The 15,803-nt window shown below is 63.7% G+C and carries 15 protein-coding genes; 5 read left to right on the top strand and 10 right to left on the bottom strand.

Features of this window, described 5'->3' with window-relative positions; genetic code table 11:
• The first annotated feature begins 8 nt into the window (after window positions 1-8).
• Window positions 9-740: a class I SAM-dependent methyltransferase gene (locus AC07VH_RS13775; RefSeq protein ID WP_494789111.1), complete on the top strand. Its 732-nt coding sequence runs from the start codon at window positions 9-11 to the stop codon at window positions 738-740.
• Here AC07VH_RS13775 and AC07VH_RS13770 read toward each other — a convergent pair.
• The 7 genes from AC07VH_RS13770 to AC07VH_RS13740 form a co-directional block, all read right to left on the bottom strand.
• A complete protein-coding gene (locus tag AC07VH_RS13770) occupies window positions 737-1,198 on the bottom strand; it encodes an ADP-ribosylglycohydrolase family protein (RefSeq protein ID WP_494789110.1) in 462 nt (153 codons plus the stop codon). The genes AC07VH_RS13775 and AC07VH_RS13770 overlap by 4 nt on opposite strands.
• Before the next feature lie 90 nt (window positions 1,199-1,288).
• Entirely contained in the window at window positions 1,289-2,239 is a 951-nt protein-coding gene (locus tag AC07VH_RS13765) for a cupin-like domain-containing protein (protein WP_494789109.1), read from the bottom strand.
• A gap of 52 nt (window positions 2,240-2,291) precedes the next feature.
• Window positions 2,292-2,879 (bottom strand): chemotaxis protein CheB, encoded by a 588-nt coding sequence (locus AC07VH_RS13760; RefSeq protein WP_494789108.1) that lies wholly within the window; start codon window positions 2,877-2,879, stop codon window positions 2,292-2,294.
• A 231-nt stretch (window positions 2,880-3,110) separates the two neighbouring features.
• A complete protein-coding gene (locus AC07VH_RS13755; RefSeq protein ID WP_494789107.1) occupies window positions 3,111-3,854 on the bottom strand; it encodes a DNA-binding protein in 744 nt (247 codons plus the stop codon).
• A 141-nt stretch (window positions 3,855-3,995) separates the two neighbouring features.
• The gene (locus tag AC07VH_RS13750; RefSeq protein WP_494789106.1) at window positions 3,996-4,613 is read right to left on the bottom strand and encodes an LON peptidase substrate-binding domain-containing protein; all 618 of its coding nucleotides are present in this window, start codon (window positions 4,611-4,613) and stop codon (window positions 3,996-3,998) included.
• Between the two features lie 66 nt (window positions 4,614-4,679).
• Window positions 4,680-5,918: a DEAD/DEAH box helicase gene (locus AC07VH_RS13745; protein WP_475414277.1), complete on the bottom strand. Its 1,239-nt coding sequence runs from the start codon at window positions 5,916-5,918 to the stop codon at window positions 4,680-4,682.
• A gap of 119 nt (window positions 5,919-6,037) precedes the next feature.
• Window positions 6,038-8,266: a TonB-dependent receptor plug domain-containing protein gene (locus AC07VH_RS13740; RefSeq protein ID WP_489627860.1), complete on the bottom strand. Its 2,229-nt coding sequence runs from the start codon at window positions 8,264-8,266 to the stop codon at window positions 6,038-6,040.
• 238 nt (window positions 8,267-8,504) lie between these two features.
• Here AC07VH_RS13740 and asd point away from each other — a divergent pair, with 238 nt between their 5' ends.
• Window positions 8,505-9,353 carry an archaetidylserine decarboxylase gene (gene asd, locus AC07VH_RS13735; RefSeq protein WP_475414279.1) on the top strand — a complete coding sequence of 283 codons (849 nt, stop codon included), beginning with the start codon at window positions 8,505-8,507 and terminating at the stop codon, window positions 9,351-9,353.
• Between the two features lie 15 nt (window positions 9,354-9,368).
• On the opposite strand, the gene AC07VH_RS13730 is transcribed toward asd, so the two are convergent.
• Complete coding sequence (locus tag AC07VH_RS13730; RefSeq protein ID WP_099411149.1) at window positions 9,369-10,274, bottom strand: LysR family transcriptional regulator; 906 nt, start codon at window positions 10,272-10,274, stop codon at window positions 9,369-9,371.
• A gap of 125 nt (window positions 10,275-10,399) precedes the next feature.
• Here AC07VH_RS13730 and AC07VH_RS13725 point away from each other — a divergent pair, with 125 nt between their 5' ends.
• From AC07VH_RS13725 to AC07VH_RS13715, 3 genes are all read left to right on the top strand, one after another.
• Window positions 10,400-10,999, top strand: a complete 600-nt coding sequence (locus AC07VH_RS13725) for an FMN-dependent NADH-azoreductase (protein ID WP_494789105.1) — start codon at window positions 10,400-10,402, stop codon at window positions 10,997-10,999.
• A gap of 57 nt (window positions 11,000-11,056) precedes the next feature.
• A complete protein-coding gene (locus AC07VH_RS13720; RefSeq protein ID WP_494789104.1) occupies window positions 11,057-11,932 on the top strand; it encodes a pirin family protein in 876 nt (291 codons plus the stop codon).
• A 117-nt stretch (window positions 11,933-12,049) separates the two neighbouring features.
• Window positions 12,050-12,991 carry a cation diffusion facilitator family transporter gene (locus AC07VH_RS13715; protein WP_494789103.1) on the top strand — a complete coding sequence of 314 codons (942 nt, stop codon included), beginning with the start codon at window positions 12,050-12,052 and terminating at the stop codon, window positions 12,989-12,991.
• Window positions 12,992-13,127: 136 nt separating this feature from the next.
• On the opposite strand, the gene AC07VH_RS13710 is transcribed toward AC07VH_RS13715, so the two are convergent.
• Window positions 13,128-15,380 carry a RelA/SpoT family protein gene (locus AC07VH_RS13710; protein WP_494789102.1) on the bottom strand — a complete coding sequence of 751 codons (2,253 nt, stop codon included), beginning with the start codon at window positions 15,378-15,380 and terminating at the stop codon, window positions 13,128-13,130.
• A 39-nt stretch (window positions 15,381-15,419) separates the two neighbouring features.
• Entirely contained in the window at window positions 15,420-15,770 is a 351-nt protein-coding gene (locus tag AC07VH_RS13705) for a RidA family protein (protein WP_475414283.1), read from the bottom strand.
• Between the last annotated feature and the right edge of the window lie 33 nt (window positions 15,771-15,803).

The following is a 15,803-nucleotide window of genomic DNA, read 5'->3' as shown; positions in this document are numbered from 1 at the left end:
AAGAGCCCATGACACAAAATATCTACGACAACGACGCCTTTTTCACGGCCTACAGCCAGCTGCCCCGCTCCATCGGCGGCCTCGACAGCGCGCCCGAATGGCCGGCCCTGCGCGCCATGCTGCCAGACGTGCAAGGCAAGCAGGTACTCGACCTGGGCTGCGGCTATGGCTGGTTCTGCCGCTGGGCGGCAGAACAGGGCGCGGCGCGGGTCTTGGGCGTGGACGTGTCGGAAAAGATGCTGGCGCAGGCAAGCAGCATGGGAGAGCAGACAACCGTCAGCTATGCCCGGCTGGACCTGGAACAACTGGCCTTGCCGCCAGCCAGCTACGACCTGATCTACAGCTCACTGGCCTTCCACTACATCGCGGATTTCGCCACCTTGCTGGCCGCCATCCGCCACGGCTTGAAGCCCGGAGGCAAGCTGGTGTTTTCCATCGAGCACCCGATCTTCATGGCGCCGCGCCAGCCGGGCTGGCTGACGGATGGGCAAGGCCGAAAATGCTGGCCCGTCGACAGCTACCAGCAGCAAGGCCCGCGCGTGTCGGACTGGCTGGCGCCCGGCGTCATCAAACAGCACCGCACTCTGGGCACGACCGTCAATGCGCTGCTGCAAGCGGGTTTCCAGCTGGAGCATGTGGAAGAATGGGGGCCGAGCGACGAGCAGGTGGCGCAGCAGCCGGCCCTGGCGGAAGAGCGGGAACGGCCGATGCTGCTGCTTATCGGCTGCGGCCTGCGCTAGTCCCGGCCCCGCTCGAACAATTTGCCCGCCAGTTCCTCGATATCGCCGCGCATGGCCAACGCTTCCAGCCATAGCGGCGGAATTGCCTGTGCGCCATAATACGCGCCGGCAAGCTGGCCAACGATGGCGCCGGTCGTATCGGCATCCTCCCCCAAGTTGACTGCGCGCAATACCGCCGCTTCCAGCGATTCCACGCAATAGCCGCTGCCGCGTATCTGCTGCTCCGTCTTGGCGAGGAAACTGCCGCTGGCCAGCTCCACCAGCTTCGGTTCGACAGGCCGGAACGCGATACGGTCCATCAGCGCGTCTTTCACCGTGCCCGCCAGCGCACCGCACAGCAAGGCGGCAAGCAACTGGCAGCTTTCGACGGCTTCCGCCGCCGCGTAGGTGGTGCGCGAACTGTTGGCAGCGCAGGCCCTGTTGTGTAAGGTTGGCTTGTGCAAAGTAGACACCATCATGGTTTTCCCTGGATTCCTGGCTGGCCACATTCATCCGGTTTCCACTGCCAGCACGGTGCGCCTGCCGGCACTGGCCATCGCGCCATAAGGTCAGGCCTCCTTACGCCGCAGCGCCGTATCTCCATGCAGGGCCAGCGGCATGGCCCTGGCCCAGCGGTTAGACGACAGCGAAAACGTCAGCGCGCGCACCTGATGGTACCAGCCGGCGGGTACGTACAGCATGTCGCCCGGCTCGACGAGGCATTCGATCATGGTCGCCTGGCGCGCCAGGGGGAAGCGCTGGAAATCGGGCGCTTCCGGGTCGAAGGGCGAACCGAACAGGATGGCGTTCGCTTCGCTGGGATACAGGAAGGCATCGTGGTGCGGCGGCGACAGGAAGATACGCTTGCGTCCCCACACTTGCGCGAAGATATTGTCGTCGTAATCGCAATGCAATGGCGTCACCGTGCCGGCCGGCCCCACCCAGAAGCGCGGCGGGCCCATCTTGTCGAAATACGTGGGCCAGTGGCACAGCCGGTTCAGTTCGCGCAATTCCAGGTTGCCCAGGTACGGCGGCAACGCGTGCCCCCCTTCTTCCACCAGGTCCAGATATTGCCCCATCGACATGTCCTGCATGGCGCGGTCGGCCGCGAACGCCGTGTTGATGTAGTCGCCCACCCGCGCACGCACGGGCACGTGGCTGAACTGCTCGCGCAAGACCTCTGGCCCCAATGCCGACAAGGGCCAGCGCCGCACCAGCCCGCGCATCAGGAAGGGCAAGCCCAGCGCGGCGCGCGCGCGGAAGGCGCCGGCATCCAGCATGGGCAGGCGCGGCACCTCGGCGATGGAGGGCAAACCGCGCGCCGCGCGCTTGATGGCCTCGCGCATGGCGTCGATGGACGTGACGCCACGCACCTGCGCATCCTTGTCTTCGCGCGCCTGCTTGCGCGCCAGGGCCGCTTCGGGCGAACTGAATTCTGCTGGCGGCCGGGGCGGCAGCGCGCGCGGTGCCGTGGAGGGCGGCAGACGCCCGGGGGCCGGTGAATTTTTCTCTACTGACATAAACCTTCTTTGCTATCGATGCCTTGCGCGGCAGGGGCCGGCGTGCGCTATTTTAAGCGAATGCGGCCCGGCCGGTGCCGGCCAGCGCCAGCAGGACGGGAGCGATGCCGGCGGCGGGCAAACGCCAGTCCACGTCCACATGGGCCAGCGCGCTGTACGGCATCGATGGCGCTTGCGCCTCCCGTGGCTCCTGCACCAGCGCCTTGCCGCCACAGGCCTTGATGGCCCGCAAGCCCGCCGTGCCGTCGTCGAGGTAGCCGCTGAGGATCACGCCCACCACCGCCGGGCCGAAAGCGGCGGCCGCGCTGCGAAACAGCGGGTCGATGGCGGGACGCGTGTGATGTTCCATGGGACCCCGGGTCAGCTCGACCGTCGCCCGGCCAGCCAGCCTGGCGACGAGCATATGCCGGTCCGGCGGCGCCAGCAGGATGCAGCCGGCGCGCAAGGGTTCGCCCGTTACGGCAAAGCGCACGGGCAAGGCGGAGTTCTTGCCGAGGATGGCGGGCAGCACGCTCTTGCGCGCCCCCACGTGCATGACGGCCAGAATCGCCGCAGGGAAACTCGCCGGCAAGGCGGCAAAGATGGTGGACAGCGCATCCACGCCGCCCACGGAAGCACCGATGACGATCAAGGCCCGCATGCCAGCCCCTTTTGCCCACATCCAGCCTGGATTCTGCTGCGCCTTGCATCACGATTCCGTGCGCCGTCTAACCCAGTATGTCACATCAGACACGCCCCCCACGACGCATCGACGCCTGGCAAAAGCGTCGCGAGCGGAAGGGAGAGGTGGCCGAGAAGCGCAACCGCACTGAAGTGCGGTGAGCATCGCAGGCTACCTATACCGACGCGCAGCAGCTTAGGCCAGGCGTCCTCAGACAGGGGTCTTGAAGATGGGGTCCACGATAAACTGCTGCGCCTTGATGCGCAAGGTACGCTCCTCGTCCAGCTCGGCGCGCGTTTCGCCCAGCTCTTCGCGTTCCGCTTCCAGTTCCAGGCGCACGGCCGCCAGTTCCGTTTCCACGCGCGTCAGGCTTTCCAGCTTCAGCTGGGCCTGGATCAGTTCCGCGCGCGCCGCTTCGGCGGCCTCTTCCAGGCGTGGGATACCTTCGAGCTTGAATTGCGCCTTGGCCAGGTCCATGCGTGCCTGCTCGGCCGCCTCTTCCAGGCGCGGCAAGCCTTCCAGGCGCAGTTGCGCCTTGGCCAGGTCCGTGCGGGCCTGGTTTGCCACCTGCCGCTCGCGTTCAAGTTCCTCGCGCAAGGTTTCCAGTTCGCCCGCCTGCAGGTCGAGCAACTCTTGCTGGCGCTCGTTTTCGCTGGCCAGGTCCATCAATTCCTGTTGATTGTCGTTCATCTCGGCTTCATGCGCGCTGTGGCTGGCGCTTAATTCCTGTCCTACATAATCGAGGATGGCTTGCTGCAGCACGGGCGACAGTTCGGCGGCGGCAGCGATCTGGCGCTGCGCACCCGCCTTGCGGCGCTGCAAGAGCTTGCTGATGGTGCCCAGGCAGGCGCCGTTGCCCAGCCGTTCGCGCAAGGCGCGCACCGTGATGGCCTGGCCTTCGCCCGCCATCGCTTCCATTGCCGCATTGATCTGTTCCGCGCTTACTTTTGCCATGTCGTCTGCTCTTGAATGTTGCCCAGGGCAATCTTGCCCAGGGGCATTATCTTATGTCAGCGGAGGCAAAGCGTAAAGTATTTCTCAATAGTAATTGCAATTGCACAACGGAAGCGCGAGAAAACATGCGGCCTGGTGTGTCTACTCTTCCAGCAAGCCGTTTTCCGTGAGCATATCCTGTACCAGCTCCAGGCGCAGCACGGGATTGTCCTGGCTCAGCAGCAATTGCTTTTGCATGGCACTCAGGGACAGCAGCTCGCACCAGCGGTTCGCCACCCAGCCGCACTCGTCGAGGCGGTACGGCGGCTGCAGGGGCATTTGATCGGGCGGAATCTTTTGTTCCTGCAAGGTGCGGATCAGGGCACCCAGCGCGTCGGCCACGTTCTGCTGCTCCTGGGGGATGGGGATGGTTTTGTCGGGCGGCAAGGTTTCAATCTGCGCCATCCACAAGCCGTGCTTCAGCTGTTCGCTGGAGACGATGTGGAAGCGCTGCATGCCCATGCATTTGATTTGCAGCAAGCCCGACAGGGGCGCGGCCCAGTCGATAACGCGCGCCAGGGTGCCCACGGGCGCCAGGGTTTCCAGCTGGCCCGGCTTGCGCACTTCCGCGCCGTCCAGCAGCTGCACCACGCCGAACGGCTGCTCGCCCATGATGCACTGACGTATCATGTCCAGGTAGCGTACCTCGAAGATCTGCAGGGGCAGATAGCCGTCGGGATACAGCACCGTATTGAGCGGGAACAAAGGTATCGAGGTCATGGCGCATGATGGCACGAATGCGATATCCGTGCTGCGCGCCTTGCCCTGCCCGGCCAACTGCGCCGATTATTTGTAGAAGCGCCTTTTCTTGGCCCGCTCCGCCGCCTTCGGCGCCAGCACTTTCACGATCTTTTTCTGGATGGTGCCGCCGGCGGACGTGCCCGGCACGCGGTGTTCCGCCTCGAAACCGGGTTCCTCGTTGCGTTTGAGGGTTTGCCGCGTCAGCGCTTCCACGGCCGACAGCAATTCGACTTCGTCGGCGCAGACGAGGGAAATGGCTTCGCCCGAGGCGCCCGCGCGGCCCGTGCGGCCGATGCGGTGGATATAGTCTTCCGCCACGGTGGGCAAGTCGAAATTGACGACGACGGGCAACTGGTCGATATCGAGGCCACGGGCGGCCACGTCGGTAGCCACCAGCACTTGCACCTCGGCAGATTTGAAACGGGCCAGCGCGCGCAGGCGGTTCGGCTGGGTCTTGTCGCCGTGGATGGAATCGGCGCGCACGCCCTGCTCCAGCAAGGTGTTCACCAGCAGCTCGACACCCTTGCGCGTCTTGACGAAGACCAATACCTGGCCCCAGCGCTTTTTCTTCAGCAAGTGCAAGAACAGTTCCGGCTTGCGTTTCTTGTCGCACACGATCACCGACTGCTTCACGGCCTTCACCGTGCTGTTGCGCGCGCTGACTTCCACCGAAATCGGGTCTTTCAGCATGGTCTTCGCCATGGCGCGGATGGCGTCCGAGAACGTGGCAGAGAACAGCAGGGTCTGGCGCTGCTTGGGCATCGTCATCAGCAATATATCGAGTTCGCGCTCGAAGCCCAGATCCAGCATGCGGTCCGCCTCGTCCAGCACCAGCGTCTGCACTTGCTCGAACTTGACGGCGCCCTGCGTCTGCAAGTCCAGCAAACGGCCCGGCGTGGCCACCAGCACGTCGAGGCCCTTGCGCAGCTTGCTGATCTGCGGCTCGATGGGCACGCCGCCATAGGCGACAAAGCTGCGCAGCGGCAAGTTGCCGCCATAGCTGCGGAAGCTGGCATAGACTTGCTCGGCCAGCTCGCGCGTGGGCACCAGCACCAGCACGCGCACGCATTGGGGCGCCACCACGCCTTCCAGGGTCAGGCGCTGCAGCAGCGGCACGGCAAAGCCGGCCGTCTTGCCCGTGCCCGTCTGGGCGGCGGCCATCAGGTCGCGCCCGGCCAGCACGGCCGGGATTGCCTGTGCCTGCACGGGCGTGGGCTTGGCATAGCCGAGCTCATCGAGTTTGCGGGCCAGAGGATCGATCAGGCCGAGGGAGGAAAACGTCATGGGGAAAGCAATCTTGGCAAATGAAAAGGCGGCGCGCACGGGCTGGCCGCGCGCGCAATTGCCGAGATTATAGGCCAGCGGGGATGCCGGCCGGGGTTTTCAGCGCGAGAACATCGCCATCAGAACTTCATTTCCAGGGTCGCGCGCGCCTGCGGCGAGCTCGGCGAGATGCTGTTGCGCACGATCGTGCCGCTGGCATCTGTATAGATGGTGTCGCTTTCGAAGTCTTGCGCCAGCAGGTTCGACACGGCCAGGCGCAGCTGGTTCTTCGCATCGAATTTCCACAGCGCATAAATGTCGACGTCGCGCCGCGGCGACGTATAGGCGCTCTGGCGCTCGGTGATGCGCACGGGGCCGCCGTTGCGGAAGTTGAAGCTGCCGCCCGTCGTCAGCATGCCGTCCGGCGTCTTGTAGTCGATGCCGAAATTGCCGCTGACGGGCGTTTGCTGGTCGAGCCGGTTATTCGGCCCCGGCACCTGCTCCACCTGCGACCAGTTGCGGCTGACGCTGGCGCGCAGGTCGATGGCCGGCACGGGCGCGGCCAGCACGGCGCGCAGCGGGAACTTCGCTTCCAGTTCCAGTGTCTGCGTATTCGCGCGGCCATCGTTGACGGGCGTGGAGACCCAGCGATCATTGATGAACAGCAAGCCCTGGCGCGTATAGCCGTCGATGCGGCGGGCCGAGGCGCGCGCACTGAGCAAGGCGCCTTCGGCCCAGTAGTGCTCATATGAGGCATCGATGCCCAGCGCCAGCTCCGGTTTCAGGTAGGGATTGCCTTCGCGGTCGGGGTCCGTCTGGCTGTTGTTGGTCGAGGTATTGCGGCGCGGAATCAGGCTCGCCGTGGGCTGCGCCTTGTAGGTGCGCGTCAGGGCCAGGCGCACCTGGTCGCCCTTGGTATCGGGCAACTTCCACAGGGTTTGCAGCAGCGGGCTCCACACGCTGGTGCGCTGGTTCACTTCGTCGTAGGTATCGCCCGCGCTGCGCGTATCGATGCCTTCCCAGCGCACGCCCGCATACATCGACCAGCGCGGCGTGATTTCCCATTCATCCTGCACGTACAGGGCCAGGCGCTGGATGGTGGCGTCGAAACCCTCGTCGCTGTTGACGGGCGGGCGCGCGCCCAAGGCCGCCAGCGCCGCTTCGCGCTGCCGGCGCGTTTCCTCGCGCTCCGTGTAGGCGCCATCCCAGCCCATCGACAGAGCATGGCCGGGCAGCAAGGGCGAGGAGTACTTGCCGGTGGAACTGACGCCGTTTTCCGTCGCCTTCACGCCCACCTTGCGCTCGAGCGCCAGGCCGCTGCCGTCGATAAAGCCCTGCTGCAGGCTGTCGGACGTGTTGCGGGCGGCCGAGGCGCCGATCTTCAGTTCCAGCTTGGCGCCGCCGGCCAGCTTGTGCATCCACGTCAGATCGCTGCGGCCGAAGGCATTGTGGTTGCTGGAGCTGCCCGTGTTGGTGTCGTAATCGGGGCGCAAGCCCAGTTCTGTTTCCGCGCGGCTGAAATTGCGGTGGTTCGAGCGCCCGCCGTTGAAAAAGAATTGCGCCGTCACGTTATCGCCGTTGGCCAGCACCCAGTTCAGGCGCGGCGACAGATTGATGCCTTCCGGACGACCGTCGCCCGTGCCATTCGTGCGGCGCAGCAGGTTTTGCCGGCCATCGGGCGCGTAGCCCAGTTCCAGGCCGGGATTGTCGTAGTGATAATCGTAGCGGAACAGCGAGCCGGCCAGCGAATACGAGAAATTGCCGTCGCGGTCGGACAATTGCAGGTTGACGCTGGGCGAAAAACTCACGTCGCTGCCCTGCACGCCCAGCTTGAGTTCGCGCTGCGCCGTCTTGACCGCTTTTTTCAGCACCACATTGATGGTGCCGGCGATCGACTGGGTGCTGTATTCGGCGCTGGCCGCATGCAAAATCTCGATGCGTTCGATCACGTCGGGCGACAGGGTGTCGAGCGAAAAGCCGGCCGGCGCCCGCTCGCCGTTGAGCAATATCTGCGTGTAGCCGCTGCCCAGGCCCCGCATGCGGATTTCGCCGCCCGAACGCCCGGCCGCGCCGGACACGGTAATGCCGGGCAAGCGCTTGAGCACGTCGGTGACGTTCGTGTCGCCATACTTGAGGATTTCCTCGCTGCCCACGATCATCTTGCTGGCCGTATCGTCGCGGCGCGGATCGTAGCCGCTGCCCTTGACTTCGACGGTTTGCATGGCGGGCGCGGCGGTTTTATCGGCCTTCAGCGGCGCGGCGGCGGCACCGTCGGCGGCTGGCGTTTCGGATGGCTGGGCCTGGACATTCCAGGCGAGTAAAACGGCGGAACAAACAACGGTGAGGCGGAGGCAACGGCGTGGCATCATGACCTGGCTGAAAAAGTTGGCTGAATAAAAATGGCTAAAAACTAAAAAACCGGCCGCCATATTGTGCTGCAATTTTTTCCGAGCGACACAGTTTCCTGAAAATATTTCCTATGGCAAATTAAATTCGGTGGCAGACTGCGATACGCACCCTTGCATACGGCACATATCATTGCCTGCCACATCGCCGCTATAATGCGTTTTTCGCCGATTCCCATCACCCCGTCAAAGGCTTCCCATCGTGTCTGACCGTCTTGCCGTTTTGCCTCAATATCTGCTGCCCAAGGGAGCGTTGACCAACTTCGCCGGCCGCATCGCCGGTGCCAAGGGCGGCGCCATGACCACGCGGCTGATCCGCTGGTTCGTCGGCCGCTACAACGTCAACATGGATGAGGCGCTGGACCCGGACATCACGCACTACGCCAGCTTCAACGACTTTTTCACGCGCGCGCTGCGCCCTGATGCCCGCCCGCTGGCCAAGGCCGACTACGTCTGCCCCGTCGATGGCCGCATCAGCCAGTTCGGCACGATCGACAAGGACCAGATCTTCCAGGCCAAGGGCCACAACTTCAGCACCACGGCCCTGGTAGGCGGCGACGCGGCGCTGGCGGCCCAGTTCGAACACGGCAGCTTCGCCAACCTGTACCTGAGCCCGCGCGACTACCACCGCATCCACATGCCGTGCGACGGCCGTTTGACGCGCATGATTTATGTGCCCGGCGAATTATTCTCCGTCAACCCGACAACGGCGCGCGGCATTCCCGGCCTGTTCGCCCGCAACGAGCGCGTCGTCTGCGTATTCGACACGGCCAACGGCCCCTTCGTCATGACCCTGGTGGGCGCCACCATCGTCGGCAGCATGGCCACCGTCTGGCACGGCGTCGTCAACCCGCCCCGCACGGGCGAGATCCGCGACTGGAGCTATGCCAACGACAATGTGGTGCTGAAACAGGGCGAAGAGCTGGGCCGCTTCCTGCTCGGTTCCACCGTCGTGATGCTGTTCCCGAAAGACACCGTGCAATTCAACGCCAACTGGCAACCGGCCGGCCCCGTGCAGCTGGGCGAAGTCATGGGCAACGTGCCCAGGTAGATCCTCTGGACGCGCCTACACGGGCGCGTCGGTCCGGTACATTTCTTCCATCAAATCGAGAAACGCCCGCGTCTTGGCCGGCATCAAGCGCCGGCCGGGAAATACGGCCCAGCCCGTGACCAGCGGGAAACTCCACTCCGGCAGCACGCGCACCAGTTCCCCCGTCGCCACATAGGCCTTGGCGAAGCGGTCCGTGCTGGCCGCGATGCCCACGCCCGTGCAGGCCATGCGCACCAGCAATTCCGGCGAGTTCGCCAGCAGGCGCACGGGCAAATCGCGCTCCCACGTCGTCTTGCCGCGGATCAAGGTCCAGTGCACGAGGCCATGCACGGCGCGCGGCAAGCTCAGCAGGTCATGGCCATACAGATCGTCGGGATGCTCGGGCAAGCCGTGCACGCTCGTGTATTGCGGCGAGGCGTACAGCGCCAGGGTGCTGAAGGCCACGCGGCGCGCCGCCAGGCTGGCGTCGTCGGGCAAGTTGCCCATGCGGATGGCCAGGTCGAAATTTTCTTCCAATAAATCCACGCGGCGCGCCGACAAGTCCAGTTCCAGCGAAATTGCTGGATAGCGGCGCACGAATTCGGCCAGCACCTGGCGCATCAGCGCGTCGCCGAAGTCGGCCGGCATGGAAATGCGCAGCAAGCCGCTGGGCCCCGCCTGGCGGTGCTGGGCCAGCGCGCCGGCCGCCTCCGTTTCCTCGACCACCTTGCGCGCGTGCTCGAGCAGGCTGGCGCCAAATTCCGTCAGCGCCAGCTTGCGTGTGGTGCGCAGCAGCAGCCGTTCGCCCAGCTTCGCTTCCAGCTGCGAGATGCGGCGCGACAGGGTCGACTTGGGCAAGTCCACGCGCACGGCGGCGCGACTGAAACTGCCGCACTCGACGACGCGGGCGAACAGCAGCAAATCTCCGGGATCGATATCCATCGCTTACCTTTACAGTCAATTGTTCCATGAGTGAATTAATGTTATCCATTTTAACGGCTTCCGCATCAATTTTGGAATTGCTATAGTTCATCCATCGCAAGACACCTCACAACGGAGAAAACAAGATGAACATCCTGCAAATCAATTCCAGCGCCCGCAGCACCGGTTCCGCCTCGACCCGCTTGGCTGACGCCATCGTTGCCCGCGTGCAAGCCGCCAACCCCGGCGCCACCCTGGCGCGCCGCGACCTGGCTGCCCAACCGCACCCCGTGCTCGACGAGCCGACCCTGCAAGCGCTGTTCACGCCGGCCGACAAACGCACGCCGGAACAGGCAGCCCGCATCGCCCTGGACGACGCTTTGATTGCGCAAGTGCAAGCGGCTGACGTCATCGTCATCGGCGCGCCGATGTACAACTTCGGCATCACCGTGCAACTGAAAAGCTGGTTCGACGCGATTGCCCGCGCCAACGTCACCTTCAAGTACACGGAAAACGGCCCCGTGGGCCTCTTGGCCGGCAAGAAAGTCTACGTGGGACTGTCCCGCGGCGGCTTGCACCGCGACAGCGCCCACGATAGCCAGGTGCCTTACCTGAACACCATGTTCGGCTTCCTGGGCATGACCGACGTGCAGTACGTGTATTCGGAAGGCATGGGCATGGGTCCGGAAGCCGTCGCCAAGGCGCAAGCCCAGGCGGACGCAGAGATCAATGCCATTTTGGTGTAATTCCCAGCAGTGAATGGGGCGGCGCACTGGCGCCGTCCTGGCCTAGAGGAGAAAGCAATGAGCGACATCACCACCGTCACGAAACCACGCGCCGTCGAGCGCGTGATCGCCGGCCAGGCCGTCATGGATGGCGCCGGCGTGAAGATCAACCGCGTGCTGACGCAGCAGTTGCAGCGCCGTCTCGACCCGTTCTTGATGCTCGACAACTTTGCCAGCGACAAGCCGAACGACTATATCGCCGGCTTCCCCGAGCATCCGCACCGGGGTTTCGAGACGGTGTCGTACATGATCACGGGGCGCATGCGCCACAAGGACAGCGCTGGCCACGAAGGCTTGCTGAGCTCGGGCGGCGTGCAATGGATGACGGCCGGCAGCGGCGTGATCCACTCGGAAATGCCGGAGCAGGAAGAAGGCGTGATGGAAGGTTTTCAGCTGTGGCTGAACCTGCCCGCGCGCGACAAGATGCGCACGCCGTGGTACCGCGATTTCACGAGCAACGAAATCCCCCGCTACACGACGGACGCGGGCGTGGCCGTGCAAGTGATCGCAGGGACCAGCCATGGCGTGACGGGCGCCGTGCAGCGCGAACTGACGGAACCGCTGTACCTCGATATCGACTTGCCTGCCGGCAGCAGTTTCGAGCAGCCCTTGCCGCCAGGCCATAACGCTTTCCTGTACACCTTCCGCGGCGAAGTGCAGGTCGATGGCAAGGCCGTGCCCGCCCTGCGCATGGCCATCTTCGCCAACACGCCAGGCAGCGACGGCGTGCGCATCGAAGCACCGGAAGGCGGCCGCGTGATCCTCGTCGCCGGCCAGCCCTTGAACGAGCCCATCGCGCAGTATGGCCCGTTTGTCATGAATACCCAGGCGGAAGTATTCCAGGCCGTGCAGGACTTCCGCGAAGGCAAGTTTGGCGAGACGGCCGCGCAGTAAAAATGTTTGCTTAAGAAAAAACCTGCAGCGCCTCCGGGCCTGCGGGTTTTTTGTCGTGCCGACTATGTTGTTGCTTTTCAATTACACTGACGGCAAGTTCATTCCACAAAGTATTCCATGCAGCCGACGCACACCGAACACGACGCTACCCATTTGCACGCCCACCTGAAGGGCGACGCCAAGCATACCCACTCGTTCGAGGGCCGCAGCCAGAGCATCCTCGCCTGGGCGCTGGGCCTGACCCTGTCGTTTGCCGGCATCGAGGTGGCGGCCGGCTTCCTGTCCAATTCGCTGGCGCTGATTTCCGACGCGGGCCACATGGTGACTGACGCGGCCGCGCTGGGCCTGGCCTTGCTGGCGCAGATCATCGCGCGCCGCCCGCCGTCGCCGCGCCACTCGTTCGGCTTCGGCCGCGCCGAGGCGCTGGCCGCCTTCGTCAACGGCCTGGCCATGCTGTGCGTGGTGGGCTGGATCTGCTATGAAGCCGTGCTGCGCTTTTCCGCCCCGCAACCCGTCAAGGGCGGCATGGTCTTCATCGTCGCCTTCATCGGCCTGGCGATCAATATCGTCGTGGCGTGGGTCTTGTCGAAAGACAAGCAAAGCGTGAATACGCGCGCCGCCCTCGTGCACGTGATGGGCGACCTGCTCGGCTCGGTCGCCGCCATCGTCGCGGGCGCCGTGATTTACTTCACGGGCTGGATGCAGATCGACCCGCTGCTGTCCGTGCTGGTATCCCTGCTGATCCTGAAATCCACGTTTGGAGTATTGAAGGAGTCCTACCATTTCCTGATGGAAGGCGTGCCCATGCACATCGACTACGTCCAGGTGGGCGCGGACGTGGAACAAGTGGACGGCGTGATCGCCGTGCACGATCTGCATGTGTGGGACATGTCGCCGGGCCAGCCGGCCCTGATCGGCCACGTGGAAATCGAACACCTCGACCATTGGCCGAAGGTCTTGCGCGCGATCAAGAAGATGTTGCTGGCCAAGCATGGCATCGACCACATCACCCTGCAGCCGGAGACGGCCACGATGGCGGGCTTGCACGAAAACACCTGATCAAACCTACTGCGCGTCGCGCTTTGCGGCCAGCGATGCTCACCGTGCTTCAGCACGGTTGCGCTTCTCGGCCACAAATCACTGACGCTCGCTACGGTTTTATCAGGTGTTGTTACTCTGGATAACCCCAAAAGCGCTAGCTGCGGCGTGCCTCCAGCACCCCGCTCACATCCTTGATCACATTCAGCGCTTTTAATAACTGCGCCGTCGAGCTGATCTCGGCCGTAAACGTCATGCGGGCCTGGCCCTTGGCGCTTTGGGTGTTGACGCCGATCACGTTGATCTTTTCGCGCGAAAAGATTTCGGAGATGTCGCGCAGCAAGCCCTGGCGGTCGCCTGCCAGAATGAAGATGTCGACCGGATACACGGTATCGTGCCCGCCCGTGCTGCCCCATTCAGTAAAAATCACGCGCTCGGGCGATTTGGCGCGCATTTCCTCGAAGTTTTTACAAGTTGCGCGGTGGATGGAAACGCCCTTGCCGCGCGTCACAAAACCGACGATGCTGTCCGGCGGCGCCGGCTTGCAGCACTTGGCCAGCACGGTCATGAGGCCTTCCGTGCCCACCACCAGCACGCCGGACTTGGCGCCCTGCTCCACGCTGGAAGCGCGGCTCTTGCCGACCAGAACGGCGTCTTCCGGCACCACCACTTCGCCATTATCGTGCAGCGCCTGCTCCACATGGCGCAGGCTGAATTCATCCTTGCCCACCGACAGGAACAATTCGTCGACTTTGGCAAAGCCCAGCTTTTGCGCCAGTGCCTCGAGGTTGACGGCCGTCTTGCCTTCGCGCTGCAGGGACTTTTCCACCAGCGCGCGGCCGTGGGCCAGGGTTTCCTGCATGTCGATGGCGTGGAACCAGGCGCGGATCTTCGAGCGCGTGCGCGTGCTGACGGCGTAGCCGGCGCTGAGCCAGTCGCGCGACGGCCCGGCCGTGCCCGGCGCGCCCTTGGCCGTGATGATTTCGCAGGTCTGGCCGTTCTTCAGCTGGGTATTCAGGGGCACCATGATGCCGTCGACCTTGGCGCCGCGGCAGCGGTGGCCCACGTCCGTGTGCAGGTGATAGGCAAAGTCGACGGGCGTGGCGCCCACGGGCAATTCCAGCACGCGCGCCTGCGGCGTCATGACGAAGATGCGGTCATCCAGGGTGGCGGATTTGAGCTTTTCCACCCATTCGCGCTGGATTTCTTCCTGGCCCACGACGGCATCGGCCACTTCCGTTTTCCACGCCAGCAACTGGCGCAGCCAGGCGATCTTTTCGTCGTATTTCTGCCCGGCAAAGTTCGAGCCTCCCTCTTCCTTGTAGCGCCAGTGCGCGGCCACGCCGTATTCGGCAAAGCTGTGCATTTCATTCGTGCGAATTTGCACTTCCAGCGGGCGGCCATCCTCGGCCGTCACCACCGTGTGCAGCGACTGATACCCATTCGGTTTCGGGCGCGAAATGTAATCGTCGAACTCTTTCGGGATGGGGGTCCAGATATTGTGGACCACGCCCAGCACCGTGTAGCAAGTTTTCACGTCGGCAACGATGACGCGGAAGGCGCGCACGTCGTACAGGGCCGTGAAATCGAGTTCCTTGCCGCGCATCTTGTTCCAGATGCTGTAAATATGTTTCGGGCGGCCAAATACTTCCGCCTGGATACCGGCCGAAGCCAATTCCGTCTGCAGGCGCAGAATCGCCGAGGACACGAAGCCCTCGCGCATCATGCGCTTTTCTTCGAGCATCTTGGCGATGCGTTTATACGCTTCCGGTTCGATGAAGCGGAACGACAAATCTTCCAGTTCCCACTTCAATTGCCAGATACCGAGGCGATTAGCCAGCGGGGCGTACAAATCCAAGGTTTCCTTGCCGTATTCGCGCGTCATTTCATTGAACAGCTTCAAGTCGGCAAAGTAACGCAAGGTCGTCACGCAGGCGGCCAGGCGCACCAGCACGACACGCATGTCGGATGCCATCGCCAGCAGCATCTTGCGCAAGGTTTCCACCTGGGCCACGGCTTGCTGCGCCGCATTCTTGCCGCGACCGCCAGCGCTGCCGTGCTGCGCCTGGGTCAGCGCGCGCAGACGGATCAGCTGGCGCACGCCTGTTGCCAGGTCGCACACCTGCTTGCCGAAGCGCGGCTCGATGTCAGCCGCCGTATCGGGTTCCAGCAAGGTCAGCTCGAACATCAGGCCCGCGATGCGCGTTTCCGCATCGCTGCGCAAAAACGCCAGGGTGGTGGCCACGCCGATGGCGAACTCCAGCGCGGAACGGCCGGCAAAGGTCTGCTTGTCGCCATATGCTGCGGTGGCATACGCGAGCGCATCCAGCACGCGCGCGCTGTCCGGCGCACTCAAGCCCTCTACCAGTTGTTCCGAGGTGGCGCTATTCGGGGCCGAGATGGAAACCATGTGACACCTTTAAACTTAACAACTCAATAACTGAATGACTTAACGCTCTGCAGCGATGATGACGATTTCTACCAAGCAAGCCGGATTGGCCAGTTTCGCTTCCACCGTGGCGCGCGGCGGCGTGTGGCTTGATGCGACCCAGTCGTCCCATACTTCATTCATGCCGTCGAAATCCTTCATGTCGGCGATATAGATCTGGCACGACAGGATGCACGTCTTGTCGCTGCCCGCTTCCATCAGCAGACGGTCGACGTGGCCCAGCACTTCGCGCGTCTGGCCGACGATGCCTTGCGTGGTGTCTTCCGCGATCTGGCCCGCCAGGTAGATGGTGCTGTTGTGTATCGCTACTTCGGAGAGGCGTTTGCCTACGTGCAGTCGTGTAATTTCCATGCTTCTTCTTTCGGTTGTTTCAAAATCGGTACA

The organism is Janthinobacterium sp. GW821-FHT03C10 (genome assembly GCF_059420865.1).
This window is presented reverse-complemented; position numbering and strand designations above follow the sequence as displayed.

Coding starts and splice junctions, on each gene's coding strand:
- AC07VH_RS13755 (WP_494789107.1), bottom strand. CDS start 3,854: ATGGCAAAAGTAAGCGCGGAACAGATCAATGCGGCAATGGAAGCGATG.
- AC07VH_RS13760 (WP_494789108.1), bottom strand. CDS start 2,879: ATGCGGGCCTTGATCGTCATCGGTGCTTCCGTGGGCGGCGTGGATGCG.
- AC07VH_RS13775 (WP_494789111.1), top strand. CDS start 9: ATGACACAAAATATCTACGACAACGACGCCTTTTTCACGGCCTACAGC.
- AC07VH_RS13750 (WP_494789106.1), bottom strand. CDS start 4,613: ATGACCTCGATACCTTTGTTCCCGCTCAATACGGTGCTGTATCCCGAC.
- AC07VH_RS13715 (WP_494789103.1), top strand. CDS start 12,050: ATGCAGCCGACGCACACCGAACACGACGCTACCCATTTGCACGCCCAC.
- AC07VH_RS13730 (WP_099411149.1), bottom strand. CDS start 10,274: ATGGATATCGATCCCGGAGATTTGCTGCTGTTCGCCCGCGTCGTCGAG.
- AC07VH_RS13705 (WP_475414283.1), bottom strand. CDS start 15,770: ATGGAAATTACACGACTGCACGTAGGCAAACGCCTCTCCGAAGTAGCG.
- AC07VH_RS13710 (WP_494789102.1), bottom strand. CDS start 15,380: ATGGTTTCCATCTCGGCCCCGAATAGCGCCACCTCGGAACAACTGGTA.
- AC07VH_RS13765 (WP_494789109.1), bottom strand. CDS start 2,239: ATGTCAGTAGAGAAAAATTCACCGGCCCCCGGGCGTCTGCCGCCCTCC.
- AC07VH_RS13770 (WP_494789110.1), bottom strand. CDS start 1,198: ATGATGGTGTCTACTTTGCACAAGCCAACCTTACACAACAGGGCCTGC.
- AC07VH_RS13745 (WP_475414277.1), bottom strand. CDS start 5,918: ATGACGTTTTCCTCCCTCGGCCTGATCGATCCTCTGGCCCGCAAACTC.
- AC07VH_RS13740 (WP_489627860.1), bottom strand. CDS start 8,266: ATGATGCCACGCCGTTGCCTCCGCCTCACCGTTGTTTGTTCCGCCGTT.
- AC07VH_RS13720 (WP_494789104.1), top strand. CDS start 11,057: ATGAGCGACATCACCACCGTCACGAAACCACGCGCCGTCGAGCGCGTG.
- AC07VH_RS13725 (WP_494789105.1), top strand. CDS start 10,400: ATGAACATCCTGCAAATCAATTCCAGCGCCCGCAGCACCGGTTCCGCC.